This is a genomic window from Rhodococcus sp. FH8 (assembly GCF_019266085.1).
GTDB classification, from domain to species: domain Bacteria; phylum Actinomycetota; class Actinomycetes; order Mycobacteriales; family Mycobacteriaceae; genus Rhodococcus_F; species Rhodococcus_F qingshengii.
In genome coordinates, this window is sequence record NZ_LPNQ01000077.1 from 397,229 (window position 1) to 422,899 (window position 25,671).

The window sequence follows — 25,671 nt, forward strand, 5'->3', positions numbered from 1 at the left end:
GGCCAGTCTGGATCAGACCCCGTCGCGGCAACCAAGAAGGAGTGCGCGCTGCATGCACAGCACTCTACTCCTGGATTTCGCGAGAAATCGGTGGGGTTCGCCCTCATGTCCAATTTGTCGCCGAATTGTGCTGCCGTTTCGGCCCCGAAAATGGTGGACTGTCGTCCATGGATCCCCGAATCGCCGTGGCGAGCACGTACCTCGACGCGCTCCGCAGTCACGATGGCAGTTCCGTACCGCTGGCTCCGGACGCGGTACGCCACGAGGTCGGGCTCAAGACCGGATTTTCGGGGAATCATTTGCGGCGCAGCCTTTCCGGAGGTCCTCAGTATCGCGTGATCCGCGACATTCGTGAGGTGGAGTGGACGGTCGACGGGGACGACCTGACGGCTGACTACCTCCTCGACGCCGGGTTGTTCGGGCGGAACCTGATGACCGTTCGGGTTACCGAGACCTTCCGGATACCCGCTGACGATCACCGCATTCACCACATCACCGCGAAGATTCGACCGGCGCGCGCCAAGCACACGTGATGCGCTCGATCCGCTGGATCGTCTGTTCACTGCTGATCGTTCTCGCTGGTCTCGGTGCTGCCGGCTCGGTGCTCGCGCTGTTCGTCCACACCCAGGTGAACGACACCGACAGTTACGTCGAGACGGTTGCCCCGTTGGCTTCCGAACCTGCTGTCCAAGCGGCTGTCGTTGATCGGCTGACCGAGGAACTGACGCAGCGGTTGGACCGGTTTCCACAGGTGGTGACGAGACAAGCCGAGAAACTTGTTCGGGAGGCGGCTCAGTCGTTGGTCTCCAGCGACCAGTTCGCGACGCTCTGGACCGCGGCCAACCGTCAGGCGCACGCGCAACTTGCTGCGATGGTGACCGGCAGAGCCACCGACGGCATCGTTCGGTCCGACGACAGCGGAACAGTCACCTTGTCCCTCGAGCCGATCATGACAGAACTGCGGACGAACCTCCGCGATCGCGGATTCACCGTCGTCGATCGTCTTCCGACGTTCGATCCGCAGTTCGAGATCCTGCAATCCGACGAGCTGGTGCGGGCCCAGGACCTCTCGAACACTCTCGACCGGGCAGCGGCCTGGCTGCCGTGGGTGTCGCTGGCCTGTGCGATCGCGGCCGTCGCAGTTGCGCCGAGGAGAATGCGCGCACTGTCCCTGGTCGGGCTGGCGACGGCGGTGGCGATGATCGCCCTGTTGGTGGCGCTGGCCGTCGTGCGGCGGGTCTATTTACAGAATTCAGACATACCGTCATCTGAGGCGGCAGTCGCGGTGTACGACGCGCTGGCAGTTTCGCTGGTCAGCAGTATCCGCGTGCTTCTCGCCTGCGGAGTTGCCGTCACGGTGGTCGGTTACGTTGCCGGTGGCTCGCGTTCTGCGACGTTGATGCGATCGCGGATCTCGCAACTGATCCCGCGCGGATCTGAGGCGAACAGCAGTACGCATCGGGAAGTCCCAGGACCACCTCGGTAAGCTCGACCTCTGGTATCTGTAAACAATTTCGACCTGGAGGTAGAAACGCGTGGCTCTCGTCGTCCAGAAGTACGGCGGATCCTCGGTGGCAACCGCCGAGCGCATCCGACGAGTCGCTGAACGGATCGTCGAGACCAAGAAGGCCGGCAATGATGTCGTCGTCGTGGTGTCAGCGATGGGCGATACCACCGATGAGCTGCTCGATCTGGCTCAGCAGGTGTGCCCTTCCCCGCCGGCCCGTGAAATGGACATGCTGCTGACCTCGGGTGAGCGCATCTCCAACTCCTTGGTAGCGATGGCAATTCACTCCCTCGGCGCCGAAGCTCGTTCGTTCTCGGGCTCACAAGCCGGAGTCATCACGACCGGCAGCCACGGAAACGCCAAGATCATCGACGTCACGCCGGGCCGTGTTCGCACTGCGCTGGACGAAGGCTCGATCGTTCTGGTCGCCGGATTCCAAGGCGTCAGCCAGGACAGCAAGGACATCACGACGCTCGGACGCGGTGGCTCGGACACCACTGCCGTGGCGTTGGCAGCTGCACTCAACGCCGACGTCTGCGAGATCTACACCGACGTCGACGGCGTTTTCTCCGCCGATCCGCGCATCGTCCCCGACGCTCACCGCCTCGAGACGGTTTCCTTCGAGGAAATGCTCGAACTCGCAGCGTGTGGTGCCAAGGTGCTCATGCTCCGGTGCGTCGAGTACGCCCGTCGTTACAACGTGCCTGTGCACGTCCGTTCGTCATACACCACCAAGCCCGGAACAATCGTGTCCGGATCGATGGAGGACATTCCTGTGGAAGAGGCCCTGATCACCGGAGTCGCGCACGATCGCGGCGAAGCCAAGATCACCGTTGTCGGATTGCCGGACACACCGGGACACGCTGCCAAGGTGTTCCGCGCAGTCTCCGATGCCGAGATCAACATCGACATGGTGCTGCAGAACATCTCCAAGGTGGAGACAAACAAGACGGACATCACCTTCACGCTTCCGACGGCCGACGGCCCCCGCGCCGTCGAGATCCTGACCAAGCGTCAGGAAGACATCGGCTTCACGCAGATCTTGTTCGACGACCACATCGGCAAGGTTTCCCTGGTCGGCGCCGGAATGCGGAGCCACCCGGGCGTCACCGCCACGTTCTGCGAGGCGCTGGCCAAGGCAGACATCAACATCGACCTCATCTCGACCTCTGAGATCCGCATCTCAGTGCTGGTCAAGGACACTGAATTGGACGACGCTGTACGTGTCATCCACGACGCTTTCGGGCTCGGTGGCGAAGAAGAAGCAGTAGTACACGCTGGAACGGGACGGTAATTTCTCATGACGACTATCGCTGTTGTCGGTGCGACCGGTCAGGTCGGCATCGTCATGCGCACTTTGCTCGAAGAGCGGAACTTCCCCGCGGACAAGGTGCGGTTCTTCGCATCTGCACGCTCCGCCGGTAAGAAGCTGCCCTTCCGCGGCGAAGAGATCATCGTCGAGGATGCGGCCGCCACATCGGATGAGGACCTGAAGGGCATCGACATCGCCCTGTTCTCAGCCGGTGCGACGCTCTCGCGCGCCCAGGCTCCGCGCTTCGCTGCTGCCGGCGCGACCGTTGTCGACAACTCTTCGGCATGGCGCAAGGATCCCGAGGTTCCCCTCGTGGTCAGCGAGGTCAACCCGCAGGACACGAAGAACCTGGTCAAGGGCATTATCGCGAACCCCAACTGCACCACCATGGCAGCGATGCCGGTGCTGAAGGTTCTGCACGACGAAGCCGGTCTGCAGCGTCTGATCGTCTCCAGCTACCAGGCCGTGTCCGGTAGCGGCATCGCCGGCGTCGAGGAACTCCTCGGCCAGGTGCGCGCCGTAGTCGGAGACGCGGAGAAGCTGGTTCACGACGGCAGTGCCGTCGACTTCCCGGCCCCGAACAACTACGTCGCCCCCATCGCGTTCAACGTCCTGCCGCTGGCAGGTTCGCTGGTCGACGACGGAAGCGGCGAGACCGACGAGGATCAGAAGCTCCGCAACGAGAGCCGCAAGATCCTCGGACTTCCCGATCTGTTGGTTTCGGGCACCTGCGTGCGCGTTCCCGTCGTGACCGGGCACTCGCTCGCGATCAACGCAGAGTTCGCCAACCCGCTCTCGGTTGCTCGCGCCAAGGAGATCCTCGCCGACGCTCCGGGCGTCGAGCTGGTCGAGGTTCCGACGCCGCTGGCCGCTGCCGGTGGCAACGCGTCGCTGGTCGGTCGTATCCGTCAGGATCCGGGTGTCCCGGAGGGACGCGGACTCGCGCTCTTCGTTTCGGGCGACAACCTGCGTAAGGGTGCCGCGCTCAACACGATTCAGATTGCCGAGCTGTTGGTCGGCTAGATCTTTCGTTCGGTACCGGCCCCGCACCTAGGTGTGGGGCCGGTGTCGTTTCGACAGGCGCTCTAGTCGAGTTCGGAAATGGCGACCAGGCCACCGAGGTACTCGGCATCCGAATACGCTTTGGCGAGTAGCGCTCCGAGCTCACCGAGAGCTCCGTTGTCGCTGCCGTACGCAACAAACATGCCCGCTTCGGGATCGGTGCCGAAGCGGCCCTCCAGATGCGGTGCATCGCGGCCTACCACTGCGTGGGCGACCGACGCCCAGTCGTAACCGGAGCCTTCGAAACCCTCTACCTGCTCGAATATCGATGCCACCTTGCCGAAATGCTGGTCGGTGAGCATCAGTGACCAGTTGCCCGGAGACGTTTCGAAAAGCTGTAGCGGTTCGATCGATGGTGATGTCATGCGTGTATTGAAGCAGATCCGACCGACAGGTTTCAGTCGGCCGCTAACGCCCGACCGATTGTGCGAGAGCCACGGCAAAACTGGAAAGTCGTTCTCGGGTATAGGTTTCGGGATCACTGACGGCCAGTCGTCCGAGCATTTCGGCGAACGACATCATGGTGTGTGCGAGGAGAACCGGATCAAGGCCTTCGAGCTTCGACTCGAGGGCAATCCCGGCGCGGGCCAGTTCTTCGGCGCGGGCGAAGACAGCTCCGCGAGAGAGCTTCAACAAGCCGTGATACTCGCTGGGGGCGTTCTCGACAGACGTCAGAATCAGGCGCCAGCGCGTCGGGTTCTCCAGTACGGCGTCGACGAAGGCGCCGACGGTCCCGGTGTACGACGCCGCTGGGCCGAGTTCGCTCAGATCTGTCGGCATGGTTTCGAGCACCTGAGCGATGGCTCGCTCGTGCTCGCGGCGCAGCAGTGCAGCGACGAGATCGGTCCTGGTATCGAAAATCGTGTAGAGGACGGGCTTGCCGACACCGGCTTCGGCAGCGACGGATTCCATGCTGAGGTTGTGCAGGCCAACGCGGCCGGTGACCTCGAATGCTGCGTCGAGGAGCTGCTCGCGACGTTGCTCGGGCGCCATGCGAGGGGCGTACTTGCGCCGCGGTGTATCCGTTGCGTCAGCTTGTGGCCTGGTCATCGTGTGCATCACCTCCGCTCTCACCCTAATCTGCCTGCCACTTCTTCGTGAATAATACGCAACCGTTGTATTCATCGTCTGCAATTGTTACGGTGGCGTTGTATTCGAATGGTGCTCAGTGAGGCGCCTCTGCCGAGATCTCGAGGAGAAAAACCGCTATGACAGCGTCGACCTCTTTAGTGCCGAATGATCTGCTGCTCCATCCCTCCACGTACGATCGGCCGGAGTTCGACGCGACCACGCGGAGACTGCTGGGCGCGACCGTCGACTGGTTCGAGGCGCGTGGAAAGAACCGACTCCTGGCCGACTATCACAACAAGATCTTCTACTCCGATTTCCTCGATTTCGCGGCGAAGGAAGGTCTGTTCGCCACATTTCTGACGCCCGCCCGCGACAGTGGTGGCGACTCTGACAAGCGCTGGGATACCAGTCGTATCGCCGCGCTGTCCGAGATCCTCGGCTTCTACGGACTCAACTACTGGTACCCGTGGCAGGTGACCATCCTCGGTCTCGGGCCGGTGTGGCAGAGCGACAACGAGACGGCAAGGGCGCGAGCAGCTTCCGCTTTGGCTTCCGGAGGCGTTGCGGCATTCGGACTGTCCGAGAAAGAGCATGGCGCGGACGTCTACTCCACGGACATGGTCTTGACGCCCAACGGCAGCGGCGGGTACCTGGCCAGCGGTTCGAAGTACTACATCGGAAATGGCAACTGCGCCAACACGGTCTCTGTCTTCGGCCGTGTCGACGGAGTGGAGGGCACTGATCAGTACGTCTTCTTTTACGCCGACTCGGACCATCCGGCATTCACCGTGGTGAAGAACATCGTTCCGGCCCAGATGTACGTAGCGGAGTTCTCACTCGTCGACTATCCCGTTGCGGCAGAGGATATCCTGGATACCGGCGAGGCAGCATTCAGTGCCGCACTCAACACCGTGAACATCGGAAAATTCAACCTGTGTTTCGGCGGAATCGGTATGTCGACTCATGCCTTGTACGAGACGATTACCCACGCGCACAATCGAATCCTGTTCGGCAATCCCGTCACGGCGTTCCCACACGTACGACGTGAATTCGTCGACGCGTACGCGCGCCTGCTGGCGATGAGGCTCTTCTCGGATCGTGCGGTGGACTATTTCCGCACCGCATCGCCCGAGGACCGCCGCTACCTCTTGTTCAATCCTGTCACCAAGATGAAGGTGACAACCGAGGCACAGAAGGTGATCAGACTGCTCTCCGACATCGCTGCGGCAAAGGGCTTCGAGAAGGACAGCTACCTCGCGGTGGCCAAGATGGATGTCGACGGGCTGCCCAAGCTCGAGGGGACCGTCGCCGTCAATCTCGCCCTGATCGCCAAGTTCATGCCGGCGTACCTCTTTGCCCCCGAGTCATTTCCGGCGATTCCGACGCGTAACGACGCAGCCGACGACGAGTTCCTGTTCCGTCAGGGCCCGGCACGGGGGTTGTCCAAGGTTCGATTCGACGACTGGCGAGCGGTGTACGCGAAGTTTGCGGATGTTCCCAACGTTGCACTGTTCGTGGAGCAGGCAGAAGCGCTCGTGACCCTTCTAGCCGAAGCTGCACCGGATGCGGCGCAGCAGGTCGACTTGGACTTCGGCCTTGCGATCACCGAACTCTTCACCCTCGTCGTCTACGGCCAGCTGATCCTCGAACAAGCCGAGATCTTGGGATTGGACGAGGGACAGCGGAGCGGTGGGGTGCTGGATCAGATCTTCGATGTCCTGGTCCGCGACTTCAGTGCTGCAGCGGTGGAGTTGTACGGAAAACCCAGCGCCAGTGAAGATCAGCAACGGTTGGCACTCGCATCTATTCGGCGCCCCACGTTCGCGGCGGAGCGATTCGAGTACGTCTGGCAGCAAGTAGTCGCCTTGTCTGGTGCCTACGAAATGAACGGTGCCGGCTCAACGAACGGGGAGGAATGAAATGTCTGAACTGACGATGAATCGACCGCGTGAGGATTACGGCTTCTTCGGCCCAGGATCACCCAGTTGGAAGATCTGGGCCGCGCCGACAGCGCTGATCGGGTTCCAGCGGTCGGTGGTGCTCGAGCACTTCGACCCCTTCTTGGCTGCCGCAGTGGCAGACATGAGCGGGATTTACAGCGATCCGGCCGGGCGACTCGACCGAACCTTGGCGTACTTCCTGACCGTCGCCACTGCCGACGGGCGGACAGCACTGGCGCTGTCCGACCACCTCATGACAGTTCATGCTCAGGCCACGGGCATCGAACCGATCACCGGAACTCGTTACAGCGCAAACAATCCGGCGTCACAACTCTGGATCCACGTGACGGGTTGGCATTCGGTGCTCAAGTGCTACGAGATGTATGGGCCGGGCCCGCTTTCAGCTGTCGAAGAGCAGCGGTACTGGGAAGAATGCGTGATCGCTGCCGAACTACAGACATGCAAGACCTCCGACGTTCCACGCTCCCGAGAAGAGGTACGTGAGTACTTCGCTGAAGTCAGGCCCAGATTGTGTACCTCCGAGCGTGCCAACCGGGCGATGCACTACTTGTTGAGAACACCGAGAGCGCAGGGGAAGACGAAGTTCGCGACATTCAGCCGATTGGTCGCGCCGGCCACTATCGCGACTTTGCCCGGCTGGATGCGAACGATGGGTGGGTTCGATCAGCCAGCGTTGTTGGACAGAGCAATTGCGCCCGCGGTGCGAACGGCAGTCCGGTTGGGTAGTTCACCGAAGAACATGACCACTGCTCTGAAAGTCATTGCGCCGATGACGGGCAAGGTGTTGGAGCGCCACCTGCGTGACGAGCAACCCCTGGACCCGAGAGTTGTCACGCCAGCGGAGATTCGGGAGCGATTCCCGCGAGCCGCCAAGGTTGCGCAGGCCGTCTGACGGGTTCGCCACGGTCTGTTGGCACCGCATCGGGGGGATCCCTTCGATGCGGTGCTTGGTCCGTGTTCTGTTGTCGCCAAAGAGGTTTGACCTCTCAGGTTTTGAAGGTGGTGTTCGCGGGCCGCGGTTGCTGTCCGGGGTCGATCGAGGGTGGTGGGATGAACCAGGGTTTGTTGTCGGCGCCTATTCGGATTTCCCATTTGCCGACGAACCCGGATTTGCGGTGCATCAGCCGGTGATGTGAACGGCACAGCAGGACCAGGTTGTTCATCACCGTCGGGCCGCCGTTCGCCCAGTGCCGGATATGGTGCGCATCCGTCCAGGCGGGCACGCATGTGCAGCCCGGGAAGGCGCAGCCTCTGTCGCGGGCAATCAACGCAGTCCGTTGTTCGGCGGTGACCAACCTCTTTCCTGGTTTCGCATCCAAGGGTGCGCCGTGATCGTCGAGCAGGACGGTGGAGAGGAAGCAGTCACACCCGAGGAGTCTGGTCTGCGATACGGACAGTGGTCCGAGCCAGGGCATGTGCCCGACATCGAGATCCGATACGGCCATTCCGTCATCAGTCTTGGAGGGTGTTGCGGCGCAGTCCCGATGCTCAGCCAAATCACGCGCGTTGATGTGCACGTTCACGTGCGGACGCTGACCACCATCGGTACCGGTCTTGGCGCAGTCCAGATAGCGGCGGATCAGTTCGGTGAACCCGTCCGCGGTGCGTTTCGCCGCCGACCGGGCATCGGGCGTCCCATCCGGTGCTGGGGTTGGCATCGTCAGATTCGACAGGGCCGAGAGCAACATTTCACCGGTGAGGGCATCGAAATCGCCGCGCACCACCACTCGACCGTTCAATGTCGAGGCGATCCGGAGCTCGTTCTGGTCGATGTCTTCGGCGGGCGGGATCTCATCCGATTCGAACAACCTCTCCAACGTCGCGATCACGTTCCGCACCTTCGTGGTCGTCGCCTCAACTCCGGAAGCAGCCGCAAGCAGTAGGTCGATACAGCGAGGGAGCGCGGCGTCTGGCATGCCTTTAGGTGGTGACTCGCAGAACGCCACGATCAACACGGCATGCTCGAAGGAGCAGTCCCCGCCATCGAACCGAGCCGCCACCGCCGGAAACGGCCGCAAAGCCGCACCCAACGCGGCGATCTTCTTCCCGTCCCGAACCTGCAGCATCGTGTTGCCCGCCAACCACGAACCGACACCGCGACTGGCAATCACCTGATCATCCGGGCGCAACGACAACTCGTCCACCACCGCCACACGCACAGCTTCGAGACGAAGAATCTCCGCACTCGCCTCGACAGCAGCAGCGCGCAACTCGGCAGCAGTCAACTGCCACAACCGTCCGCGTAACCCCACCGCAGAACCAGACACCACGTCCGACAGACAAACACTCATTGAACCCCCCGATCCCCTCTCCAAATCATACTCGAACATGCGTTCGAGTCAAGAGTGTTTTCGAATCCTCGATTCGATACCGTCAAGGAGGATCTGTAGGCCCTGAGTAAATGACTCTTCGGTTTCTCGTTCGAGATAGAAGTCGCCGCCCGGTACCGGTGGGGCCTCCCGACCCAACTGCATCGTGTGGGGGAAGTCGTCCGCGAAATCCGGTGCAGCATCGGCCAGTGCAGCAGAAGACTTTGCCCACCAATGAGATTCGGAATCTCCGATGGTCGAGGCGCTCCGGATCTCAGCTAAGGTCCGCGCGGACCCCCGGATGAAATGGAAAAGCATGCTCACCGATCTGCGGATGGTCGGAGCATCGAGACTTGTGGAGTAGAGAATGGACAGGAGTGATTCGAGTCCTGCCTGCTCGTGCGGACCTAGGACGGGGCGCGCCAACGAGACATCCAATGTCCACGGATGGCGTGTATGTAGGGCGAAGAGTGCGGCGGCCCAGTCGGAGAGTGCCATGCGCCAGTCGCCGGTGTCTGCGATCGGCGGTAGCTCGGCATGCACCCGGTCGTACATCAGGTCCAGCAGTTCGTCCTTTCCCGGTATGTAGGTGTACAACGACATCGCAGTGCGGCCGAGGTGGTCGCCGATCATGCGCATCGACAACGGTGTCGTGGGGTTGGCGTCGGCGACTTCGATCGCGGCGTCAACGACTGTGTCAATGGACAGCGCGGGCTTCGGTCCTCGGCGGCCGGAAGGCGCCTCGGGTTGACGCCACAGAAGTGAAATCGTGCGTGCGATATCGCGTCGGCCTGCCTGTTTGTTCATCTTGTCGCTTTCGTGGAGTCGCGCTATTCTTAATTACTTTACAGTGTAAAGATTTGGGAGTGGGCATGGTTGAGGCAAGATTTCATGACGGGACAACTATCGATGTCGAGGTTCTCGGGCATGGCCCTGCCGTGCTGATACCTGTGAATCCGATTTCGGCTACCGGCATCAAGGCGGACGAACTGCGCGCCTGGGGCGTTGACCCCTCGCTCGGTCGAACGTTCCTGGAAGGGTTGGCGTCGAACTTCACTGTGGTTGCCTTCGACTACGAAGGGCACCGGATGGCGTCGCCCGCGCCGGACACGCTCACTCCCGACAACATCGCGTCCGACATTCTGGCTGTGGCGAATTCGGCTGGGATCGACCAGTTCGCCTACTACGGATACTCCTGGCTGGCTCTGTGCGGATTGCAGTTGGCGCTGCGCACCGATCGTCTGACCGCACTGGTCATGGGTGGTTTCCCGCCGGTGGATGGGCCGTACAAGGCGATGCTCCAGGTTACCGAAGCTACACACCGCATGGCGAGTGAACCGCCCCAGCGCACATCACAGCCCACGGCATCATCAGACGAATTCGATTGGAACTCCATCGACATTGCGTTGACCGGAGCGCAGACCCGGCAGTTCGTGACGCTGTACCGCGCACTTGGTGAATTCGACGATCGAACGATTCAAGGGCGCATCCTTTGTCCGCGAATGTGTTTCGTCGGTTCGCGAGACGTCATCGAATACGGTGACCGATGGGGTGGGGTACGGGTCGCGCCGGCCGATCTCGACCTCGACGCCGTTCGGTCGGCAGGGTGGGATATCGAGGTACTCGACGGTCTGGATCACACGCAGGCAATGCAACCGGCTCATGTTCTACCCATTCTCAAACCCTGGTTGGAGAAGGTGGTCGGTGTTTGACCGTGCGGGCACACGGGTAACCCGCTCCGGATGCCGTCAGCGTGAGGGGGCCGTGAGTGGACGAGTCACACAAGATCCGTCGCCGATCGTTTGTTCAAGGGCTTGGCCTGCTGGCCGGTCTGAGCGCGTTGTCCGCTGGATCAGCGACGGCTCGACCACCTGATGTCGATCCACTGCGCCCATTCCAACTTCCGTCGCCCCGTCTGGAACCGTTCCGGGAGTCCCTTCCTGTCCTGCCGGGCATTTCGGGTGGCAACCTGGAGCTTCGTGCGGCATCGTCGATGCACCGTTTCCATCCGGACCTACCGTCGTCGCCGTCGCTGGGTTACGGCGGAATGGATTATCTGGGCCCCACCATCGAGGCGCACGTCGATCAGCTCGTGACAGTCCGATATGCCAACGACATTTCTGCGTATCCGCTTGCCGCCGATGTCGATCCGGGTCTGCACGGCGTCAGCGACCTCGACCGCACACAGGTCCCCACCTCGCTTCACCTGCACGGAGGAGTTACTGCACCGCAGTTCGACGGGCATCCGGAGCTGATCCAGCGTCCGGGCGAAGGTTTGGTTCACGAATACACGAATGGTCGTGCCGCCGGCAATCTTTGGTATCACGATCACGCCATGGGAATGACGCGCCTCAACGTCTACGCCGGGCTGGTCGGGATGTATTTTCTCCGTGACGACGCAGATACAGGCACCACCGGGAATTCTCTCGGCTTGCCGTCCGGCGAATTCGAGCTTCCGATGATTCTGCAGGACAAGGTCTTCACCTCCGACGGTCAACAGAGTGTCCGTTCCACGTGGCTCACTCCGCAGGGTTCCTGGGATCCGGCGACTCCCGGTGACGTGGGTGTAGTGAACGGCGTCGTGTGGCCGAAAGTGGAGGTTGCCCGCGGCCTGTATCGATTGCGACTGCTCAATGCCGCAACCTATTCGGTGTGGAATCTGCACTTCGCAAATCGTATGCGGTTCTGGGTGATCGGTTCCGAAGGCGGTTTTTTGGCCGCTCCTGCGCCGACGGATCACGTCCGGCTGAGTCCGGGTGAACGCGCTGATCTGCTGGTCGACTTCAGCATGCTCGAGCCGGGCACGACGGTGGAATTGCGCAATGACGAACCGGTACCCCTTGCGGTGGCTCAACGCGGCACGCAGGTGATGCCGGTGTTCTGTCGGTTCGACGTGGGCAGCGCAAAGGGATTCACCGGCTCGATCCCGCAGCAGTTGAATTCTGTTGCGGCCGAACCAGTACAACCGGATGTGGTGCGAAATCTTACGATCATGCAGCTCTCGCGTCCCTCGGATTATCCCTCGATCACCATGTCGCTCAACAATTTGCGGTTCACTGATTCAGATATCGAACTGCCGCGTCAGGGAACCGTCGAGCAATGGAATCTGATCAACATCACCACGGAACCACATCCGATTCATCTGCACCTGGTGGCGTTCCGCGTTGTGGGACGCCAAAGCCTCGACACTGCAGCACTGATGCAGCGGTATCCGGTGCCTGACTTGGGGGTCCGGTGGACGCCGTCGGCAGAGGAATTCGTGACCTCTTCGCTGCGGCCTCCCGAAGTGTGGGAAACGGGGGAGAAGGACACTGTCATCGTGGATGCCAACTCGATCACCCGCGTGATCGTGCGCTTTCCGACGGCCGACGAGTTGGGCTTCGATCCGGATGCAACTTTCGCGAGAGGTTCCATGGCAGACCACTCGGCACACGGAGAAGCCGGTATGGGGGACCTGCAGGGGTACGTCTGGCACTGCCACATGCTCGATCACGAAGACCACGACATGATGTTGCGATATCGGGTGGTGACGTAGCCTTCAAGGGGAGAAAAGTTCCCAGAGGAGGCAGCTGTGTCGGAAGGTGCGCCCACCGGGCCCCTGGACGGATATCGGGTGATTGAACTCGGAACCTTGATCGCCGGGCCCTTCGCCGGGAAACTGCTCGGCGACATGGGTGCCGACGTGATCAAGATCGAATCGCCGGACCGCCCGGACCCGCTTCGTACCTGGGGTCAGGCCGAGCAGGACGGTCATCGATTCTTCTGGACGGTTCACGCCCGCAACAAGCGGTGTGTGACCTTGGACCTTCGTGTCGACGCGGGGCGAGACCTGTTTCTGAATCTGATCGAACATGCCGATGTGGTGGTCGAGAACTTCCGGCCGGGCACCCTCGAGAAGTGGGGCCTGGGATTCGACGTTCTCAGTGCGCGCAATCCGAAGTTGGTGTTGGCCAGGGTATCCGGTTACGGGCAGAGCGGACCGCAAGCCAAGAGCGCCGGCTACGCCTCGGTTGCCGAAGCGGTCAGCGGATTTCGGCATCTGAACGGTTATCCAGGGCAGGCGCCTCCGCGTATTGCCCTTTCGCTCGGAGATTCTCTCGGCGGGATGTTCGCCGTTCAGGGAGTGCTGGCGGCGTTGCTCTCACGAGAGCGGACCGGCCATGGTCAGGTGGTCGACGTTGCCCTCACGGAATCCTGTCTGGCGGTGCAGGAATCCACGATCCCGGATTACGATCGGGGCGGGATCATCCGGCAGCCCTCGGGAACGAGATTGGAGGGTATTGCGCCGTCCAACATCTATCAGACCTCTGAAGGAAACTGGGTGGTGATCGCAGCCAATCAGGACACGCTCTTCGTGCGTCTGTGCACCATCATGGGGCGACCGGAACTAGCGCATGACGACCGCTTCTCCAATCATGTTGCGCGTGGCAAACATCAGGACGAGCTCGACGAACTGATCAGTGCCTGGGTCGCGCTCCAAGATCCCACCAGCCTGGTGGAACGCCTCACCGAAGTGGGAGTTGTTGCCGGGCCGATCAATACGGTTGAAGATGTCGTCAAGGATCCGCAGCTGATCGAGCGGGGGATGCTCGTCGACCACTACGACGAGCGGATCGGTGAAAACGTCCTCGGCCTGGGCGTCGTGCCTACCTTCAGTGAGACACCCGGATCCGTGCGCAACGCGGGAGCGTCGGCGCCGGGTCACGACAACTCCTCGGTGTGGGGCGGGCTCCTCGGACTCTCGGACGGCGAGCAGGCAGAACTGAAGATGAAGGGCGTGATCTGACATGTCGGTACCTGGCGTGGGTATTCCAGCAGTCAGTATTCGTGAAGTCGGACCACGGGACGGGTTGCAGATCGAAGACCCGGTGTCGCTGGCGGAGAAACTTCGTCTTGTCGACGCTCTGGCTGCGACGGGTGTTTCGCGTATCGAGGCGACGTCGTTCGTCTCACCGCGCGCTGTGCCGGCGTTGGCCGACGCGGAATTGTTGGCAGCAGAACTGCACCAGTGGCCCGGCATCGAGTTCTCGGCATTGGTCGCCGGAATCGGTGGAGCGAAACGGGCCGTCGCCGCAGGAATGAAAACCGTCGAATATGTTGTGTCGGCATCGAATGGCCACAGCGAGGCCAACACTCGGTCGACGACGGAGCAAGCGACCGAACGTATCGGAGAGGTCGTCAGGATCGTCCACGACGCCGGAGGACGGGTGGAGGTCATCGTGGCCACAGCCTGGGACTGTCCGTTCGACGGTCCAACCGACCCGGATCGTGTTCTGCGGATTGCGGAGCAGGCCAGGGAGTTCGGTGCTGATCAGTTCTCGATCGCAGATACCATCGGCACTGCCACGCCGGGACGTGTCGGACGATTGATCGACGCTGTGGGCGAAAGAGTAGGTGACTTCGGCTTGGGTGCGCACTTCCACAACACGCGTGGCGCTGGTCTTGCGTGCGCGTTTGCGGCTGTGCAGCACGGTGTTCGAAACCTCGACGCGTCCACCGGAGGTCTCGGTGGTTGTCCGTTCGCTCCCGGTGCCAGTGGCAATATCGCGACGGAGGAACTGGTCTACATGCTCGAAGACATGGGCATCGCGACAGGTATCGACCTGGATGCGAGCATTCGTGCCGCTGCCGTTGCAGAGGAGATAGTGGGCCATACGGTTCCCAGTAATCTTCTCCGCGCCGGCGATCGGAAGCGGTAGGGACCTTTACTCTTCTCGGTTGGGTGATGCCAGCTGCAGTTTGACCAGCTGCTCGTGCGCCGCGGCCGGCCAACCGATGCGCTGCTTCTCCAGATACCATGCACCGGCGGCAAATGCGATCGCGAGGACGATCCAGATCGCGACGCTTCCGATCTGAGAGCCCAGGTCGCTCGATGAGGACACTTCGCCCGTGCTGTAGTCCGATTCCGTTGTCGTGGTGATTCCCTCTACTGCGAATGTCCACAGAATCGGAAGGGCACACAGTGCGGCGAGGGCACGTGCGACATGCGCTGGACGCAGTTCGAAGATCATTCATTTCTCCTGGTGATCGACCCGGTGAATCTCACTCTCCTCGAAAGCTATTCGGGTTCGACGGCGCTGTCTGTAGTCGGATCGACGGACATGGACGAGGTGCCGAGCTCTCCCCGGTCCCCCTGCCGTAGCAGCTGCATTCCGTTGTGATCGAACTCGATTCGTCGAACGTCTTCAGTGTCGACCAGCATCGTGGCCATAGCGGTACGCCGAGGTGGAAGGATCCGTATGGTCACTTTTCCTCGCGTGATCGCGGTGAGTTCCCGGACGATGCTCGAGTGGATTCGGTCGCGCACGTCGGGGTTCGCGCCATCCATTCCGTGGTCGTCGAGCAGGACCACTTCGACGCCGCGGTTTCGAGCGGCACGCACAGCATCGATGACATCTGTTTGTTGTAAGCCTGTCGCCCTCAGCGAATCTCGGAGTTGCGCCTCGAGGAGTTCGCATTCTTGCCGCTCGGTGGTTGTCAGTGGAACCCCGGAAGCGACCCGTTCGAGGAGCGGGCGTGCAAGGACATCGAGCCTGTCGAGTTGCGCGTCGCGTTCCTCGAGAATCGCAGCACTGGCGGATGCGGAGGCAATTCGTTGGGTGGACTGCTCACGAAGTTCGTAGATAACCCTGGCTTGAGGACGGATGGTGTATGCGAAGAAGGTCGACATCAGAACAGGGCCCGCGTTGATGACCGTCAACGACACTCCGTACATGGCCCCCTGGCCGGTGGTGGAGGACCAGATGGCGGTCACCAACACCATGAGTCCAAGCCCGAGCCACGCGAGTGCTGTACGCCCACGAACGCACATGAAGGTGAAGACTGCCGTCGACATCCCGAACATCCAGAGTTGAGTCATGTCGTTGACGGGGACGGGAACCACTGACAACACCAGGCCGCTCGTGACGGCGCCGGTCAGAGACACCAGAACGCTCTGCCCCAGCGGCATCGGGTCGCCTCTGCTCAGTACGAGTGTGAAAGCCGCAGTCGAGCACACGATAATTGCCAAGATCATCGGCCAGACTGCGCGGACGTCGGAGGATGTGTAGGCGACCGAGATCACGCAGGTGAGCGCGAAGCATGCAGCCATGAATCGAGCAGCACGGCTGTGCATGCCGAGAAGATCGCGGACATCTCGTCCGTCCGGCCTGGTCATGTCATCACCGCTACGGGCAAGCTCAACGTCAGAGTCACCGAAGTGCCGCGGCCGGGTGACGATCGAATGGTTGCCGATCCGCCGTCGAGTTGACGCATTCTGCCGCGGATGCTGACAGTGATTCCGAGGCGATGCGTCTCGACGGAGCTCGGATCGAAGCCGACGCCGTCGTCGGTGACGACTACTTCGAGGTGGGTGGCGGTTGCCGTGACCGTGACCGAACGCCGTGCACTGCTTCCGGCGTGTTTGACGCTGTTGCGCAGTGCCTCGGCCATCGCACCGGCCATCGCACGAATCGAGTCGGGTGCGTATCCGCTCGGATCAGACCCGTCGGAGAGGGCGGTCTCGAACGTGATGTTTTCGTCCACTTCCGAAGCGGCTGAACGCAACTGAGCGAGGATTCCGTCGAAGTCGAAACTCGTCTCGTGGTCGGTTCCGGAGCGCAGTTCGTCGAGTCTTGCCACCGTCCTTCGCGCCTGAGCGACGACCGAGGGATCGGCGTCGTTTCTCGAAGCAGCGAGCAGAGTCGACATCACGGTGTCGTGGATGAGTGCGTCGAATCTCTCGCGTTCGACGGATTTGGCCTCGGCCGCGGCGGCGCCGGCGGCAGCGGCATGAGTGGTGGCGATGGTCGCATCCAGTACTCGTCCGGTTCGCAAGGCCATGACGGCCGCTGCTACGAAAACCGCGCAGAATGTCCAGGCGAAGGCGAGGTCGGGAACCAACAGGTGCGTCGTGGGACTCGTCCGGATTATGTGATTGGTCAACTGTGCGAGTGTTGCCACTACGAAAAGGTGCACGACGGCAGCGGCCGGTCGCCAAGCTGCAGCGGCAGCAAGGCTGGCGACGCCGGGGAAATTGGAAATCCACAAGGTGAAATCTGTGACGTGGTCACCATTCCACGCCGGCCACCACAGGAGGATGACCACGACGTAGAGAACCGCATTTGCGCTCGCAGTTCGTTTCACCCATCGGGTGTCGGCGTGGAACGTCGATGCTCCCAGCGCCAGCCCACTACCGAAAGTCGCGACCACCGCCAGTGGAGTCCACCACGACGCAGACATCGTGGTGGCTTCTGCAATCGCAGGGGCAAGCAATATCAGATAGCAGACATAGCCGGCGCCGATGAAACGGCCGAAGAGCCTCAGAATTTCGTCAGAAGCACTGGCTGTTTTGTCGAAAGCAACTCTGTCGATCAGAGTTCGTCGATCGTCACTATCTGATCTTGTATCGCTCGCACGAGTAATTCGCATTTCGTCGGTGCGTTCCTTCCAACGTCGGCATACTTCTCGCGAATCCGCGACAGGTGGGTCCCCACCGTTCCCACGCTGATGTAGAGGTTTTGAGCAACGCGTGACTTCGAATCACTCAGTAGCCATTCCCTGAGAACCTCGATTTCGCGCTCCGAAAGGTGCGGTCCTACGGGATCCTGTGCCATGCAGTTTTCCACAGTGACTGTCATGAGTTTCGTCCTTACTTCTCTGTAGCGGAATGACAGACCCCCGACAGTGCCGTCTTCTTGTCAGATGAATGTAATTCGAAGAGGGAAATTTTTCCCAGACATCAATTCCTCTGCCCATATTTTCAGGGGCAGCGCTGTGAGAGTTATTGTTGCCGAACCTCATTGTTAGTCAAAGTCAGCTTTTTTCCGGAAGTAGGCCGTTCAGGAATTGGTAACACCCCGTCTTCGACCGCGCGTTTGTACAAATCCGTTTTTGTCGGTGCGGGTCGTCCGACAGCCGCATATTTCTGCCTGATGCGCTGGAGGTAGTCGTTAACCGTCTGCGGCGCCAAACCGGTGAGTCGCGCAACTCGATCCGCCTTCTCTCCGGATGCGTAAAGTTCGAGGACCTCGAGTTGTCGAGGGCTCAGACCCACTTCGTCGAGACCTGGATCCCCGTCGATTGCGGCAGCCCACTCTGTCGTCACCACCTGCCTTCCCGACGCGGCGGCGCGTATCGCATCAACCACGACGGCAGTCGGTTCGGACTTGCGTACAACACCCAGTACGCCGGCACGGGCGGCCGAGCGAACGAGGTACGGGTTTTCCGCCCCGGTGAAGATCAATGTCTCGAGCCCGGCGGACCGCAGTTGCTCGACATTGCTCTTGGGCGATGACCCGTCGGCCAGTCGGAGGTCGAGGATTGCCAGATCCAAGGCGACGTTCTGAGCGAGCATCTCGGACACAGTGGTCGCGATGCACACCAATTCGAGGTCCGGCTCGTCCTCGAGCATCACGGACACGCCGATTGCTACCGACTCGTGGTCTTCCACCAACCCGACACGGCGGTGTGGAAATGCTGTTTGCTCTGGCATAGCGATTGTTTCCCTCCGCTCGATGCGAGGACGTTATCAGGCAGAGCTGACTGACCGGTATGTTACGTGTCAAGATTTGAAGTCAGCCTGGACTGTTTTACGTTTCGGCTCTACAGTTGTCTTGTGACCGAGACCACTTCCGATGCGAAAGTAAGCCGTACCCAGGCCGAACGCACAGCGGCGATGCGTGGGCGCCTCCTCGACGCCGCCGTCGAATCGTTGGTCGAGCTGGGCTACGCACGGACCAGCACGCAAGAGATCGCCCGCCGCGCAGGCGTCTCGCGGGGTACGCAACTGCATCATTTTCCGACCAAGGAATCGCTGGTCGTCGCGGCCGTCGAGTATCTGGTCGACAAGCGGCTGGAAGAAATCCTCACCGCTGAAGTGGATCGTGGTCGAGGCCTCGAGGTCCTGTCGGACGCGTTCTCCGGGCCGCTGTTCTATGCCGCCCTCGAATTGTGGGTCGCGGCGCGGACCGATCCCGTTCTGCATGCGGCGACGGTGCCCCTCGAACGCAAGGTGAGTGAGGCGCTCGAGTTCGGCAGCGCCGAGTTGTTCGGTGATCGGTTCGACTCCGAGTCGGTCGAACTCACCATCGAACTCGTTCGTGGGCTTGCCGTCTCAGCCCTGTTTCGTACATCCGAAGCCGACGACGCGCTCAGAGCGCGACTGTTGCCGGCCTGGCAATCCCGAGTGGAGAAGAAGTGAAGCTTCCCGAACATGTCGAAACGCTGATCGTCGGTGCCGGATTTGCCGGTATGGGCTTGGCCGCCAGAATGCTTCGCGACAATCGCGCTGCAGACGTCGTGTTGATCGAGCGTGGAGCTGACATCGGCGGCACTTGGCGCGACAACACCTATCCAGGCTGTGCCTGTGACGTGCCGACGGCGTTGTACTCGTATTCTTTTGCACCGAGCGCCGATTGGAGTCATACCTTTGCTCGTCAACCCGAGATCTACAACTATCTGAAGAAGGTGGCCGCAGACACCGGCATCGTGGAACGCGTAGTCCTGAACTGCGAACTCGAAGCTGCTGTGTGGGACGAGGATGCGGCGCTGTGGCGTATTCGGACATCTCGAGGGTCGTTGACGGCCAAAGCTCTGGTCGCCGCGACCGGAGCGTTGTCGACGCCCAAGATCCCGGATTTTCCCGGTCTCGACCAATTCTCCGGGACCACTTTCCATTCGGCGACGTGGAACCACGAACACGAACTGCGCGGTGAGCGCGTAGCCGTGATCGGAACGGGAGCGTCGGCGGTTCAGTTCGTTCCCGAAATTGCCGACCCTGCTGCCCATGTCACCGTGTTCCAGCGAACTCCGGCCTGGGTGATTCCGCGGATGGATCGCACCCTGCCTGCCGCACAGAAGGCCGTGTACTCGCGGATTCCCGTTACACAGAAGGTGATTCGCGGGTGGGTTTACGGCTTCCGCGAGCTACTCGGTGCCGCGATGTCGCACGCGACGTGGGTGCTGCCTGCCTTCGAGGCGGCCGCGCGCCTTCATCTGCGCAGACAGGTGAAAGATCCGGAGTTGCGCCGGAAACTGACTCCCGATTTCACGATCGGTTGCAAGCGCATGCTTCTGTCCAACGACTGGTTGCGCACCCTTGACCGCGCGGACGTGAGTCTGGTCGACAGTGGGCTCGTCTCGGTCACCGAAAACGGAGTGGTCGACGGACGCGGAGTCGAGCACAAGGTCGACACCATCATCTTCGCCACGGGGTTCACGCCGACGGAACCGCCTGTTGCGCATCTGATCACCGGAAAACGTGGCGAGACGCTGGCCGCACATTGGAACGGTAGTCCCAACGCGTACAAGGGTACTGCGGTCAGCGGGTTCCCGAATCTGTTCCTCATGTACGGTCCGAACACCAACCTCGGACACAGTTCGATCGTGTACATGCTCGAGTCCCAGGCCGAGTACGTCAACGACGCCTTGAACACCATGAAGCGAGAGCGGATCGATGCCCTCGACGTGAACGAGACGGTGCAGGTGCACTACAACAAGGGAATTCAGCACGAGTTGCAGCACACGGTGTGGAACAAGGGCGGATGCTCGAGTTGGTACATCGATCCGGAGGGGCGCAACTCGGTGCAGTGGCCGACGTTCACTTTCAAATTCCGTTCGCTGCTGGAGCATTTCGATCGGGAGAACTACTCCGCTCGCAAGATCGAAAGCGTCGAGGCATGACCGCGACGCACTACGACGTGGTGGTTATCGGTTCGGGATTCGGTGGCAGTGTCGCCGCTCTTCGCCTGACGGAGAAGGGCTACCGCGTCGGGGTGCTCGAAGCCGGTCGACGGTTTGCCGACGACGAGTTGCCTGAAACCAGTTGGAGACTTCGAAAGTACCTGTGGGCGCCGTGGATCGGATGTTATGGGGTTCAGCGCATCCATCTTCTTCCGGATGTGCTCGTGATGGCGGGGGCCGGCGTCGGAGGTGGGTCGTTGAACTACGCCAACACGTTGTATCAGCCACCCAATCGGTTCTTCGAAGACCGTCAGTGGGCGCACATCACTGACTGGCACGACGAACTGGCGCCGTACTACGACCAGGCCAAACGGATGTTGGGTGTTCGCACCAATCCGTCCTTCACTCCTGCCGATGCGGTGATGAAGGACGTAGCCGAAGAGATGGGCGTGGGGGAGACCTTCACGTCCACCCCCGTCGGGGTTTTCTTCGGGGAGGCAGGAGTTTCCGTGCCGGACCCGTTCTTCGGCGGAAAAGGACCCGAACGCACAGGTTGCACGGAATGCGGGGGATGTATGACCGGTTGCCGAGTCGGTGCGAAGAACACGCTGGTCAAGAACTACCTCCATCTCGCCGAGCAAGCGGGCGCCAGGGTTCATCCGCTCACGACCGTCACCGACCTTCGGCCGGCGGCAAGCGGTGGTTACAGCCTGCTCGCGAGGCGAACGGACGGCGTCCGCCGGCGAGAAGTTCGGTTCACCGCCGATCAGGTGGTGGTTGCCGCCGGAACGTACGGAACGGCGAGGCTGCTGCTCGGTATGAAGGAATCCGGTGCCCTGCCGGGCCTGTCGGATACTCTCGGCACCGTCGTACGTACCAATTCCGAAGCCGTACTGGCCGCAACGTCGAAGTCGCGTCGACGGAACTTCACGCAGGGCGTAGCCATCACGTCGTCCTTTCACCCGGATGATCACACGCACATCGAGCCGGTGCGATACGGCAAGGGCAGCAATGCAATAGGACTTCTGCAGACCGTCCTGAGTGACGGCGGTGGGCGAACTCCCCGGGTGCTGAAGACTCTGGCGGTCGCGGCCCGACACCCAGGAGCGTTCTTGCGGTCGTTGTCGGTACGGAACTGGTCCGAGCGAACCGTCATCGCGCTGGTGATGCAGACCGACGACAACTCCCTCGAACTTTCCAAGAACACCAAACGATTCGGGCGCTCCCTCACCAGTAGACCGGGACCGGGCGATCCACCTCCTCAGTGGATTCCGCAGGGTCATACAGCCATTCGCAAGGTCGCCGAGAAGATCGACGGCGACCCGGGTGGTTCCATCGCCGAGATCGTGAACATCCCGATGACGGCACACTTTCTGGGTGGCTGCGCGATCGGTGACAGCGCGTCGAGTGGCGTCGTCGATCCGTATCTGCGTGCATACGGTCATGAGGGACTGCACGTCATGGACGGTTCGGTGGTGAGCGCAAATCTCGGAGTGAATCCTTCCCTGACCATCACTGCGCAGGCGGAACGAGCGTGCGCGATGTGGCCGAACAAGGGTGGCGCGGACGCCCGGCCGAAGACCGGCGAGCCATACGTACGTATCGATCCGACTTTGCCGTCCGATCCGGTGGTGCCGACGCATGCACCAGGCGCTTTGCGGCTTCCCCTGACCATTCGAGCTGAGAAGGTGTCCGATGTGGAGCGTGCCTGAATCGACAAGTGACCGCGTCGACTGGCCGGTGAGTGATCCGCCGCCGTGGCCGGCTCGCGTTCGCGCGACACTGTGGTGGCACCGCAGTACGTCGGCGGCGCGGGAGCTCGGCCCGGATGGTCGAACGATTCCGATGACGGTGGCCATGATGGTGGACTACCTCGATTCGCCGGTCGGCCCGTATCGCGAGATCCTCGCCAGTCCGGTCTTGCATGCGCCAGGGAAACGGATCGGGCCTATGCCGCGGATGGCGGTCCCTTTCATCGCGGTGGATTCGGAACCGTCGGTGCACGGTGGGCGAGTCCACTGGCAACTACCCAAGGTTCTGGCCGAGTTCGACGGAGACGTGCAGCAGAAATTCACTGCAACCGGCGACGGATGGCGGGTGCGTTCGGATACGCGGATGCTCGGGCCGCGTCTGCCGATTGCCGGGGCGTTGGGATTTGCGCAGCCCGAGTCCGGTGGAGGTCTGGCGATCGCGTCGGCAAGGCTGACGGGATCGTTCCGATACGCGCGCGTGAGCGTCGAGGCAGAGGGGCAGACCCTGCCGGACTGGCTTGCTGCGGGCACCCATCACGGCGTCGTGATTCTGGGCGGAAAAATGACTACGGGAGCGGCCAAGCATCGGTAGCGGGGGTTTGACCTGAGAGAAAGCGACCAAGGCCGCCCGTCAGTGACCGGGCGGCCTTGGTCGTGTGGTGTGGGGTGAAAGTCAGGTGTCGACGTCCCACAGGCGCCTCTCGGCGGGTGGTCGCTCGCAGCGACAAAAGGGGTGGGGCCCGGGGCTTGTTCGGACGCCGACAGGGTGTTCAACGGCGGTCTCCCCGGATTTGTTCCCGTCCTTGATATGTGACACCGGTCTCGATTCAACTTAGGCAATCCTTTTCTTGACTAATTCCAGAAAAGCGGCATACTGGGAAACATGCGAGACGGAGAGCATGACTTCGACCCCCGAGCGCAATTGCGCGCCGTCGGGTTGAGGGTCACTGCTCCGCGCCTCGCCGTGCTGGATGCGGTTACAGCCCAACCGCATTCAGACGCCGATTCTGTTGCAGCACTCGTGCGGCAGCAGCTCGGATCGGTATCCACACAGGCCGTTTACGACGTGCTGAAGGCATGCGTGAACGCAGGATTGCTGCGACGCATCGAGCCGGCGGGTTCGCCCGCACGGTTCGAGACGAGGACTGGTGACAACCACCATCACTTCGTCTGTCGCGGCTGCGGCAAGGTCGTCGACGTCGATTGTGTTGTCGGCCAAGCTCCCTGCCTCGAACCTTCCGATAATCACGGCTTCGAAATCGACGAAGCCGAGGTCGTGTTCTGGGGCCGTTGCGAAGATTGCCTGAAGAATTCTGCCGAATCCGACACCGAGTCGGACGCGGTCTCGCAGAATCGAATTGATGCGTCCAGAACCTCCGAGTCAGCCACCTCGCATGCAGCCCATGCGTTCGACTCGGATGCAGCCCCGCTCCTCTGACGCCCAGCCCACAACGCTAGGAGGCTTCGCCATGACCAAGCCCACCACCAACAATTTCGGTATCGCGGTCGCAAGTGATGACGAATCGCTGACCGCGGGTATTCAGGGGCCGGTGCTCCTTCACGACCACTACCTGATCGAGAAGCTCGCGCAGTTCAACCGCGAGCGTGTCCCGGAGCGCATCGTCCACGCCAAGGGCGGCGGCGCTTTCGGTGAACTCGTCATCACACACGACGTCAGCAAGTACACCAAGGCCGCGTTCCTGCAGCCGGGTAAGAAGACCGAGTCACTCGTCCGCTTCTCCACCGTCGCCGGTGAGCAGGGCAGCCCGGACACCTGGCGCGATCCGCGCGGTTTCGCGATGAAGTTCTACACCGAAGAGGGAAACTACGACCTCGTCGGCAACAACACCCCGGTGTTCTTCATCAAGGACGCCATCAAGTTCCCCGACTTCATTCGTTCGCAGAAGCGACTGCCCGGCTCCGGTCTTCGTGACCACGACATGCAGTGGGACTTCTGGACTCTGCGTCCCGAGACCGCTCACCAGGTGACCTGGCTGATGGGTGACCGCGGTATCCCGAAGACCTGGCGCAACATGGACGGCTTCGGATCGCACACCTACCAGTGGGTCAACGCTGCGGGTGAACGCTTCTGGGTGAAGTACCACTTCAAGACCGATCAGGGCATCGAGTTCCTGACGCAGGCCGAAGCAGACAGCCTCGCCGGTAGCGATCCCGACTACCACCGCGCGGATCTGTACAACGCCATCGAGGCCGGTAATTTCCCGAGCTGGACACTCAAGGTTCAGATCATGCCGGTCGACGAGGCCGAAGGCTACCGCTTCAACCCGTTCGACCTCACCAAGGTCTGGTCCCAGAAGGACTACCCACTGATCGAGGTCGGCAAGTGGACGCTGAACCGCAATCCGGAGAACTTCTTCGCGCAGATCGAGCAGGCTTCGTTCGAGCCGTCGAACGTGGTGCCCGGCATCGGATTCAGCCCGGACAAGATGCTTCTCGGCCGCGTCTTCTCCTACGCCGACGCACATCGTTACCGCATCGGCACCAACTACGCCGACCTGCCGGTCAATGCCCCGAAGAACGAGGTGAACTCCTACTCCAAGGAGGGCGCCATGCGTTACAGCTTCAATTCCCCGTCGACGCCGGTGTACGCACCGAACTCGTACGGCGGACCGCATGCCGATCCGTCGGTTGCCGGTGACGAAGGACTGTGGGCGTTCGACGGCAAGGCAGTGCGCGCCGGATACATCGAGCACGCCGAGGACGGCGACTTCACGCAGGCCGGAACGCTGGTCCGTGAAGTTCTCGACGACGCAGCTCGTGAGCGCCTGGTGAGCAACATCGTCGGCCACGCCCTTGCCGGCGTCAGTGAGGAAGTTCTGTTGCGTGTCTTCGAGTACTGGAAGAACGTCGACGCAGATTTGGGCAAGCGCGTCGAAGAAGGTGTACGCGCAGGTCAGTGACCCGCTGACATGAGAATCGCCTAGGTCTACCGAATGCGGACCGCTGCAAGGGAAATCACTTCCCGGCAGCGGTCCGTTTCCGTCTACCCAACTACAGAAGCGCAAACCAATAGACG

General features: G+C 61.5%; 25 protein-coding genes. 16 read left to right on the forward strand and 9 right to left on the reverse strand.

Annotation, left to right across the window (positions count from 1 at the left end; translation table 11 throughout):
- The first annotated feature begins 167 nt into the window (after positions 1-167).
- From ATN38_RS23555 to ATN38_RS23570, 4 genes are read left to right on the forward strand one after another with little or no spacing between them, the layout of a single operon-like run.
- Positions 168-533: a hypothetical protein gene (locus ATN38_RS23555; RefSeq protein WP_003943492.1), complete on the forward strand. Its 366-nt coding sequence runs from the start codon at positions 168-170 to the stop codon at positions 531-533.
- The gene (locus tag ATN38_RS23560) at positions 533-1,486 is read left to right on the forward strand and encodes a hypothetical protein (RefSeq protein ID WP_007731502.1); all 954 of its coding nucleotides are present in this window, start codon (positions 533-535) and stop codon (positions 1,484-1,486) included. Before ATN38_RS23555 ends, ATN38_RS23560 begins: the two co-directional genes overlap by 1 nt.
- Positions 1,487-1,535: 49 nt before the next feature.
- Positions 1,536-2,801: an aspartate kinase gene (locus ATN38_RS23565; RefSeq protein ID WP_003943494.1), complete on the forward strand. Its 1,266-nt coding sequence runs from the start codon at positions 1,536-1,538 to the stop codon at positions 2,799-2,801.
- Between the two features lie 6 nt (positions 2,802-2,807).
- On the forward strand, positions 2,808-3,842 hold the full coding sequence (locus tag ATN38_RS23570) for an aspartate-semialdehyde dehydrogenase (protein WP_042447794.1): 1,035 nt from the start codon (positions 2,808-2,810) through the stop codon (positions 3,840-3,842).
- Positions 3,843-3,904: 62 nt separating this feature from the next.
- Here ATN38_RS23570 and ATN38_RS23575 read toward each other — a convergent pair whose 3' ends face one another.
- Complete coding sequence (locus ATN38_RS23575; RefSeq protein WP_003943507.1) at positions 3,905-4,246, reverse strand: Imm51 family immunity protein; 342 nt, start codon at positions 4,244-4,246, stop codon at positions 3,905-3,907.
- A gap of 43 nt (positions 4,247-4,289) precedes the next feature.
- Positions 4,290-4,940 carry a TetR/AcrR family transcriptional regulator gene (locus ATN38_RS23580; RefSeq protein ID WP_218748780.1) on the reverse strand — a complete coding sequence of 217 codons (651 nt, stop codon included), beginning with the start codon at positions 4,938-4,940 and terminating at the stop codon, positions 4,290-4,292.
- Positions 4,941-5,089: 149 nt separating this feature from the next.
- Between ATN38_RS23580 and ATN38_RS23585 the strand changes: the two genes are divergently transcribed.
- Positions 5,090-6,871 carry an acyl-CoA dehydrogenase gene (locus ATN38_RS23585; protein WP_218748764.1) on the forward strand — a complete coding sequence of 594 codons (1,782 nt, stop codon included), beginning with the start codon at positions 5,090-5,092 and terminating at the stop codon, positions 6,869-6,871.
- 1 nt (position 6,872) lies between these two features.
- Complete coding sequence (locus ATN38_RS23590; protein ID WP_007731493.1) at positions 6,873-7,805, forward strand: oxygenase MpaB family protein; 933 nt, start codon at positions 6,873-6,875, stop codon at positions 7,803-7,805.
- 94 nt (positions 7,806-7,899) lie between these two features.
- Here the strand turns inward: ATN38_RS23590 and ATN38_RS23595 are convergent, their stop codons facing one another.
- Together ATN38_RS23595 and ATN38_RS23600 are read right to left on the reverse strand one after the other, a co-directional pair.
- Positions 7,900-9,204 carry an HNH endonuclease signature motif containing protein gene (locus ATN38_RS23595; RefSeq protein ID WP_161121106.1) on the reverse strand — a complete coding sequence of 435 codons (1,305 nt, stop codon included), beginning with the start codon at positions 9,202-9,204 and terminating at the stop codon, positions 7,900-7,902.
- A gap of 48 nt (positions 9,205-9,252) precedes the next feature.
- Complete coding sequence (locus tag ATN38_RS23600; RefSeq protein ID WP_047270037.1) at positions 9,253-10,029, reverse strand: TetR/AcrR family transcriptional regulator; 777 nt, start codon at positions 10,027-10,029, stop codon at positions 9,253-9,255.
- 65 nt (positions 10,030-10,094) lie between these two features.
- On the opposite strand from ATN38_RS23600, the gene ATN38_RS23605 reads away from it, so the two are divergent.
- Genes ATN38_RS23605 through ATN38_RS23620 form a run of 4 tightly spaced genes read left to right on the forward strand, consistent with a single transcriptional unit; the run spans position 10,095 to position 14,921 of the window.
- Entirely contained in the window at positions 10,095-10,934 is an 840-nt protein-coding gene (locus tag ATN38_RS23605; RefSeq protein ID WP_047270040.1) for an alpha/beta fold hydrolase, read from the forward strand.
- A 56-nt stretch (positions 10,935-10,990) separates the two neighbouring features.
- Entirely contained in the window at positions 10,991-12,757 is a 1,767-nt protein-coding gene (locus ATN38_RS23610) for a multicopper oxidase family protein (RefSeq protein ID WP_047270036.1), read from the forward strand.
- A gap of 36 nt (positions 12,758-12,793) precedes the next feature.
- A complete protein-coding gene (locus tag ATN38_RS23615) occupies positions 12,794-14,008 on the forward strand; it encodes a CaiB/BaiF CoA-transferase family protein (RefSeq protein ID WP_058227104.1) in 1,215 nt (404 codons plus the stop codon).
- Between the two features lie 16 nt (positions 14,009-14,024).
- Positions 14,025-14,921, forward strand: a complete 897-nt coding sequence (locus ATN38_RS23620; RefSeq protein WP_371734788.1) for a hydroxymethylglutaryl-CoA lyase — start codon at positions 14,025-14,027, stop codon at positions 14,919-14,921.
- Between the two features lie 6 nt (positions 14,922-14,927).
- Here ATN38_RS23620 and ATN38_RS23625 read toward each other — a convergent pair whose 3' ends face one another.
- The 5 genes from ATN38_RS23625 to ATN38_RS23645 all read right to left on the reverse strand — a co-directional run bounded on the left by ATN38_RS23625 (position 14,928) and on the right by ATN38_RS23645 (position 18,694).
- On the reverse strand, positions 14,928-15,233 hold the full coding sequence (locus ATN38_RS23625; RefSeq protein ID WP_218748766.1) for a hypothetical protein: 306 nt from the start codon (positions 15,231-15,233) through the stop codon (positions 14,928-14,930).
- 47 nt (positions 15,234-15,280) lie between these two features.
- Positions 15,281-16,378 (reverse strand): hypothetical protein, encoded by a 1,098-nt coding sequence (locus ATN38_RS23630; RefSeq protein WP_065455112.1) that lies wholly within the window; start codon positions 16,376-16,378, stop codon positions 15,281-15,283.
- Positions 16,375-17,442: a sensor histidine kinase gene (locus ATN38_RS23635; RefSeq protein WP_042446628.1), complete on the reverse strand. Its 1,068-nt coding sequence runs from the start codon at positions 17,440-17,442 to the stop codon at positions 16,375-16,377. Before ATN38_RS23635 ends, ATN38_RS23630 begins: the two co-directional genes overlap by 4 nt.
- A gap of 131 nt (positions 17,443-17,573) precedes the next feature.
- Positions 17,574-17,840, reverse strand: coding sequence for a response regulator transcription factor (locus tag ATN38_RS23640; protein ID WP_370333094.1), 267 nt, complete (start codon positions 17,838-17,840; stop codon positions 17,574-17,576).
- A 143-nt stretch (positions 17,841-17,983) separates the two neighbouring features.
- Positions 17,984-18,694 carry a response regulator transcription factor gene (locus ATN38_RS23645; RefSeq protein ID WP_050656944.1) on the reverse strand — a complete coding sequence of 237 codons (711 nt, stop codon included), beginning with the start codon at positions 18,692-18,694 and terminating at the stop codon, positions 17,984-17,986.
- Positions 18,695-18,877: 183 nt separating this feature from the next.
- Here ATN38_RS23645 and ATN38_RS23650 point away from each other — a divergent pair, with 183 nt between their 5' ends.
- The 6 genes from ATN38_RS23650 (at position 18,878) to ATN38_RS23675 (ending at position 25,555) form a co-directional block, all read left to right on the forward strand.
- Positions 18,878-19,402 carry a TetR/AcrR family transcriptional regulator gene (locus tag ATN38_RS23650; protein ID WP_202427151.1) on the forward strand — a complete coding sequence of 175 codons (525 nt, stop codon included), beginning with the start codon at positions 18,878-18,880 and terminating at the stop codon, positions 19,400-19,402.
- Positions 19,399-20,883, forward strand: a complete 1,485-nt coding sequence (locus ATN38_RS23655) for an NAD(P)/FAD-dependent oxidoreductase (RefSeq protein WP_007732326.1) — start codon at positions 19,399-19,401, stop codon at positions 20,881-20,883. The genes ATN38_RS23650 and ATN38_RS23655 overlap by 4 nt, the downstream gene beginning before the upstream one ends.
- On the forward strand, positions 20,880-22,595 hold the full coding sequence (locus ATN38_RS23660) for a GMC oxidoreductase (RefSeq protein WP_125050238.1): 1,716 nt from the start codon (positions 20,880-20,882) through the stop codon (positions 22,593-22,595). The genes ATN38_RS23655 and ATN38_RS23660 overlap by 4 nt, the downstream gene beginning before the upstream one ends.
- Positions 22,579-23,226 carry a hypothetical protein gene (locus tag ATN38_RS23665; RefSeq protein ID WP_042446642.1) on the forward strand — a complete coding sequence of 216 codons (648 nt, stop codon included), beginning with the start codon at positions 22,579-22,581 and terminating at the stop codon, positions 23,224-23,226. The genes ATN38_RS23660 and ATN38_RS23665 overlap by 17 nt, the downstream gene beginning before the upstream one ends.
- Before the next feature lie 291 nt (positions 23,227-23,517).
- Positions 23,518-24,072 (forward strand): Fur family transcriptional regulator, encoded by a 555-nt coding sequence (locus tag ATN38_RS23670; RefSeq protein WP_218748768.1) that lies wholly within the window; start codon positions 23,518-23,520, stop codon positions 24,070-24,072.
- Positions 24,073-24,103: 31 nt separating this feature from the next.
- The gene (locus tag ATN38_RS23675) at positions 24,104-25,555 is read left to right on the forward strand and encodes a catalase (protein ID WP_003943483.1); all 1,452 of its coding nucleotides are present in this window, start codon (positions 24,104-24,106) and stop codon (positions 25,553-25,555) included.
- The last annotated feature ends 116 nt before the right edge of the window (positions 25,556-25,671 follow it).

Coding starts and splice junctions, on each gene's coding strand:
- ATN38_RS23555 (WP_003943492.1), top strand. CDS start 168: ATGGATCCCCGAATCGCCGTGGCGAGCACGTACCTCGACGCGCTCCGC.
- ATN38_RS23560 (WP_007731502.1), top strand. CDS start 533: ATGCGCTCGATCCGCTGGATCGTCTGTTCACTGCTGATCGTTCTCGCT.
- ATN38_RS23570 (WP_042447794.1), top strand. CDS start 2,808: ATGACGACTATCGCTGTTGTCGGTGCGACCGGTCAGGTCGGCATCGTC.
- ATN38_RS23575 (WP_003943507.1), bottom strand. CDS start 4,246: ATGACATCACCATCGATCGAACCGCTACAGCTTTTCGAAACGTCTCCG.
- ATN38_RS23580 (WP_218748780.1), bottom strand. CDS start 4,940: ATGCACACGATGACCAGGCCACAAGCTGACGCAACGGATACACCGCGG.
- ATN38_RS23585 (WP_218748764.1), top strand. CDS start 5,090: ATGACAGCGTCGACCTCTTTAGTGCCGAATGATCTGCTGCTCCATCCC.
- ATN38_RS23590 (WP_007731493.1), top strand. CDS start 6,873: ATGTCTGAACTGACGATGAATCGACCGCGTGAGGATTACGGCTTCTTC.
- ATN38_RS23595 (WP_161121106.1), bottom strand. CDS start 9,204: ATGAGTGTTTGTCTGTCGGACGTGGTGTCTGGTTCTGCGGTGGGGTTA.
- ATN38_RS23600 (WP_047270037.1), bottom strand. CDS start 10,029: ATGAACAAACAGGCAGGCCGACGCGATATCGCACGCACGATTTCACTT.
- ATN38_RS23605 (WP_047270040.1), top strand. CDS start 10,095: ATGGTTGAGGCAAGATTTCATGACGGGACAACTATCGATGTCGAGGTT.
- ATN38_RS23625 (WP_218748766.1), bottom strand. CDS start 15,233: ATGATCTTCGAACTGCGTCCAGCGCATGTCGCACGTGCCCTCGCCGCA.
- ATN38_RS23630 (WP_065455112.1), bottom strand. CDS start 16,378: ATGACCAGGCCGGACGGACGAGATGTCCGCGATCTTCTCGGCATGCAC.
- ATN38_RS23635 (WP_042446628.1), bottom strand. CDS start 17,442: ATGTCTGCGTCGTGGTGGACTCCACTGGCGGTGGTCGCGACTTTCGGT.
- ATN38_RS23640 (WP_370333094.1), bottom strand. CDS start 17,840: ATGACAGTCACTGTGGAAAACTGCATGGCACAGGATCCCGTAGGACCG.
- ATN38_RS23645 (WP_050656944.1), bottom strand. CDS start 18,694: ATGCCAGAGCAAACAGCATTTCCACACCGCCGTGTCGGGTTGGTGGAA.
- ATN38_RS23650 (WP_202427151.1), top strand. CDS start 18,878: ATGCGTGGGCGCCTCCTCGACGCCGCCGTCGAATCGTTGGTCGAGCTG.
- ATN38_RS23660 (WP_125050238.1), top strand. CDS start 20,880: ATGACCGCGACGCACTACGACGTGGTGGTTATCGGTTCGGGATTCGGT.
- ATN38_RS23665 (WP_042446642.1), top strand. CDS start 22,579: ATGTGGAGCGTGCCTGAATCGACAAGTGACCGCGTCGACTGGCCGGTG.
- ATN38_RS23670 (WP_218748768.1), top strand. CDS start 23,518: ATGCGAGACGGAGAGCATGACTTCGACCCCCGAGCGCAATTGCGCGCC.
- ATN38_RS23675 (WP_003943483.1), top strand. CDS start 24,104: ATGACCAAGCCCACCACCAACAATTTCGGTATCGCGGTCGCAAGTGAT.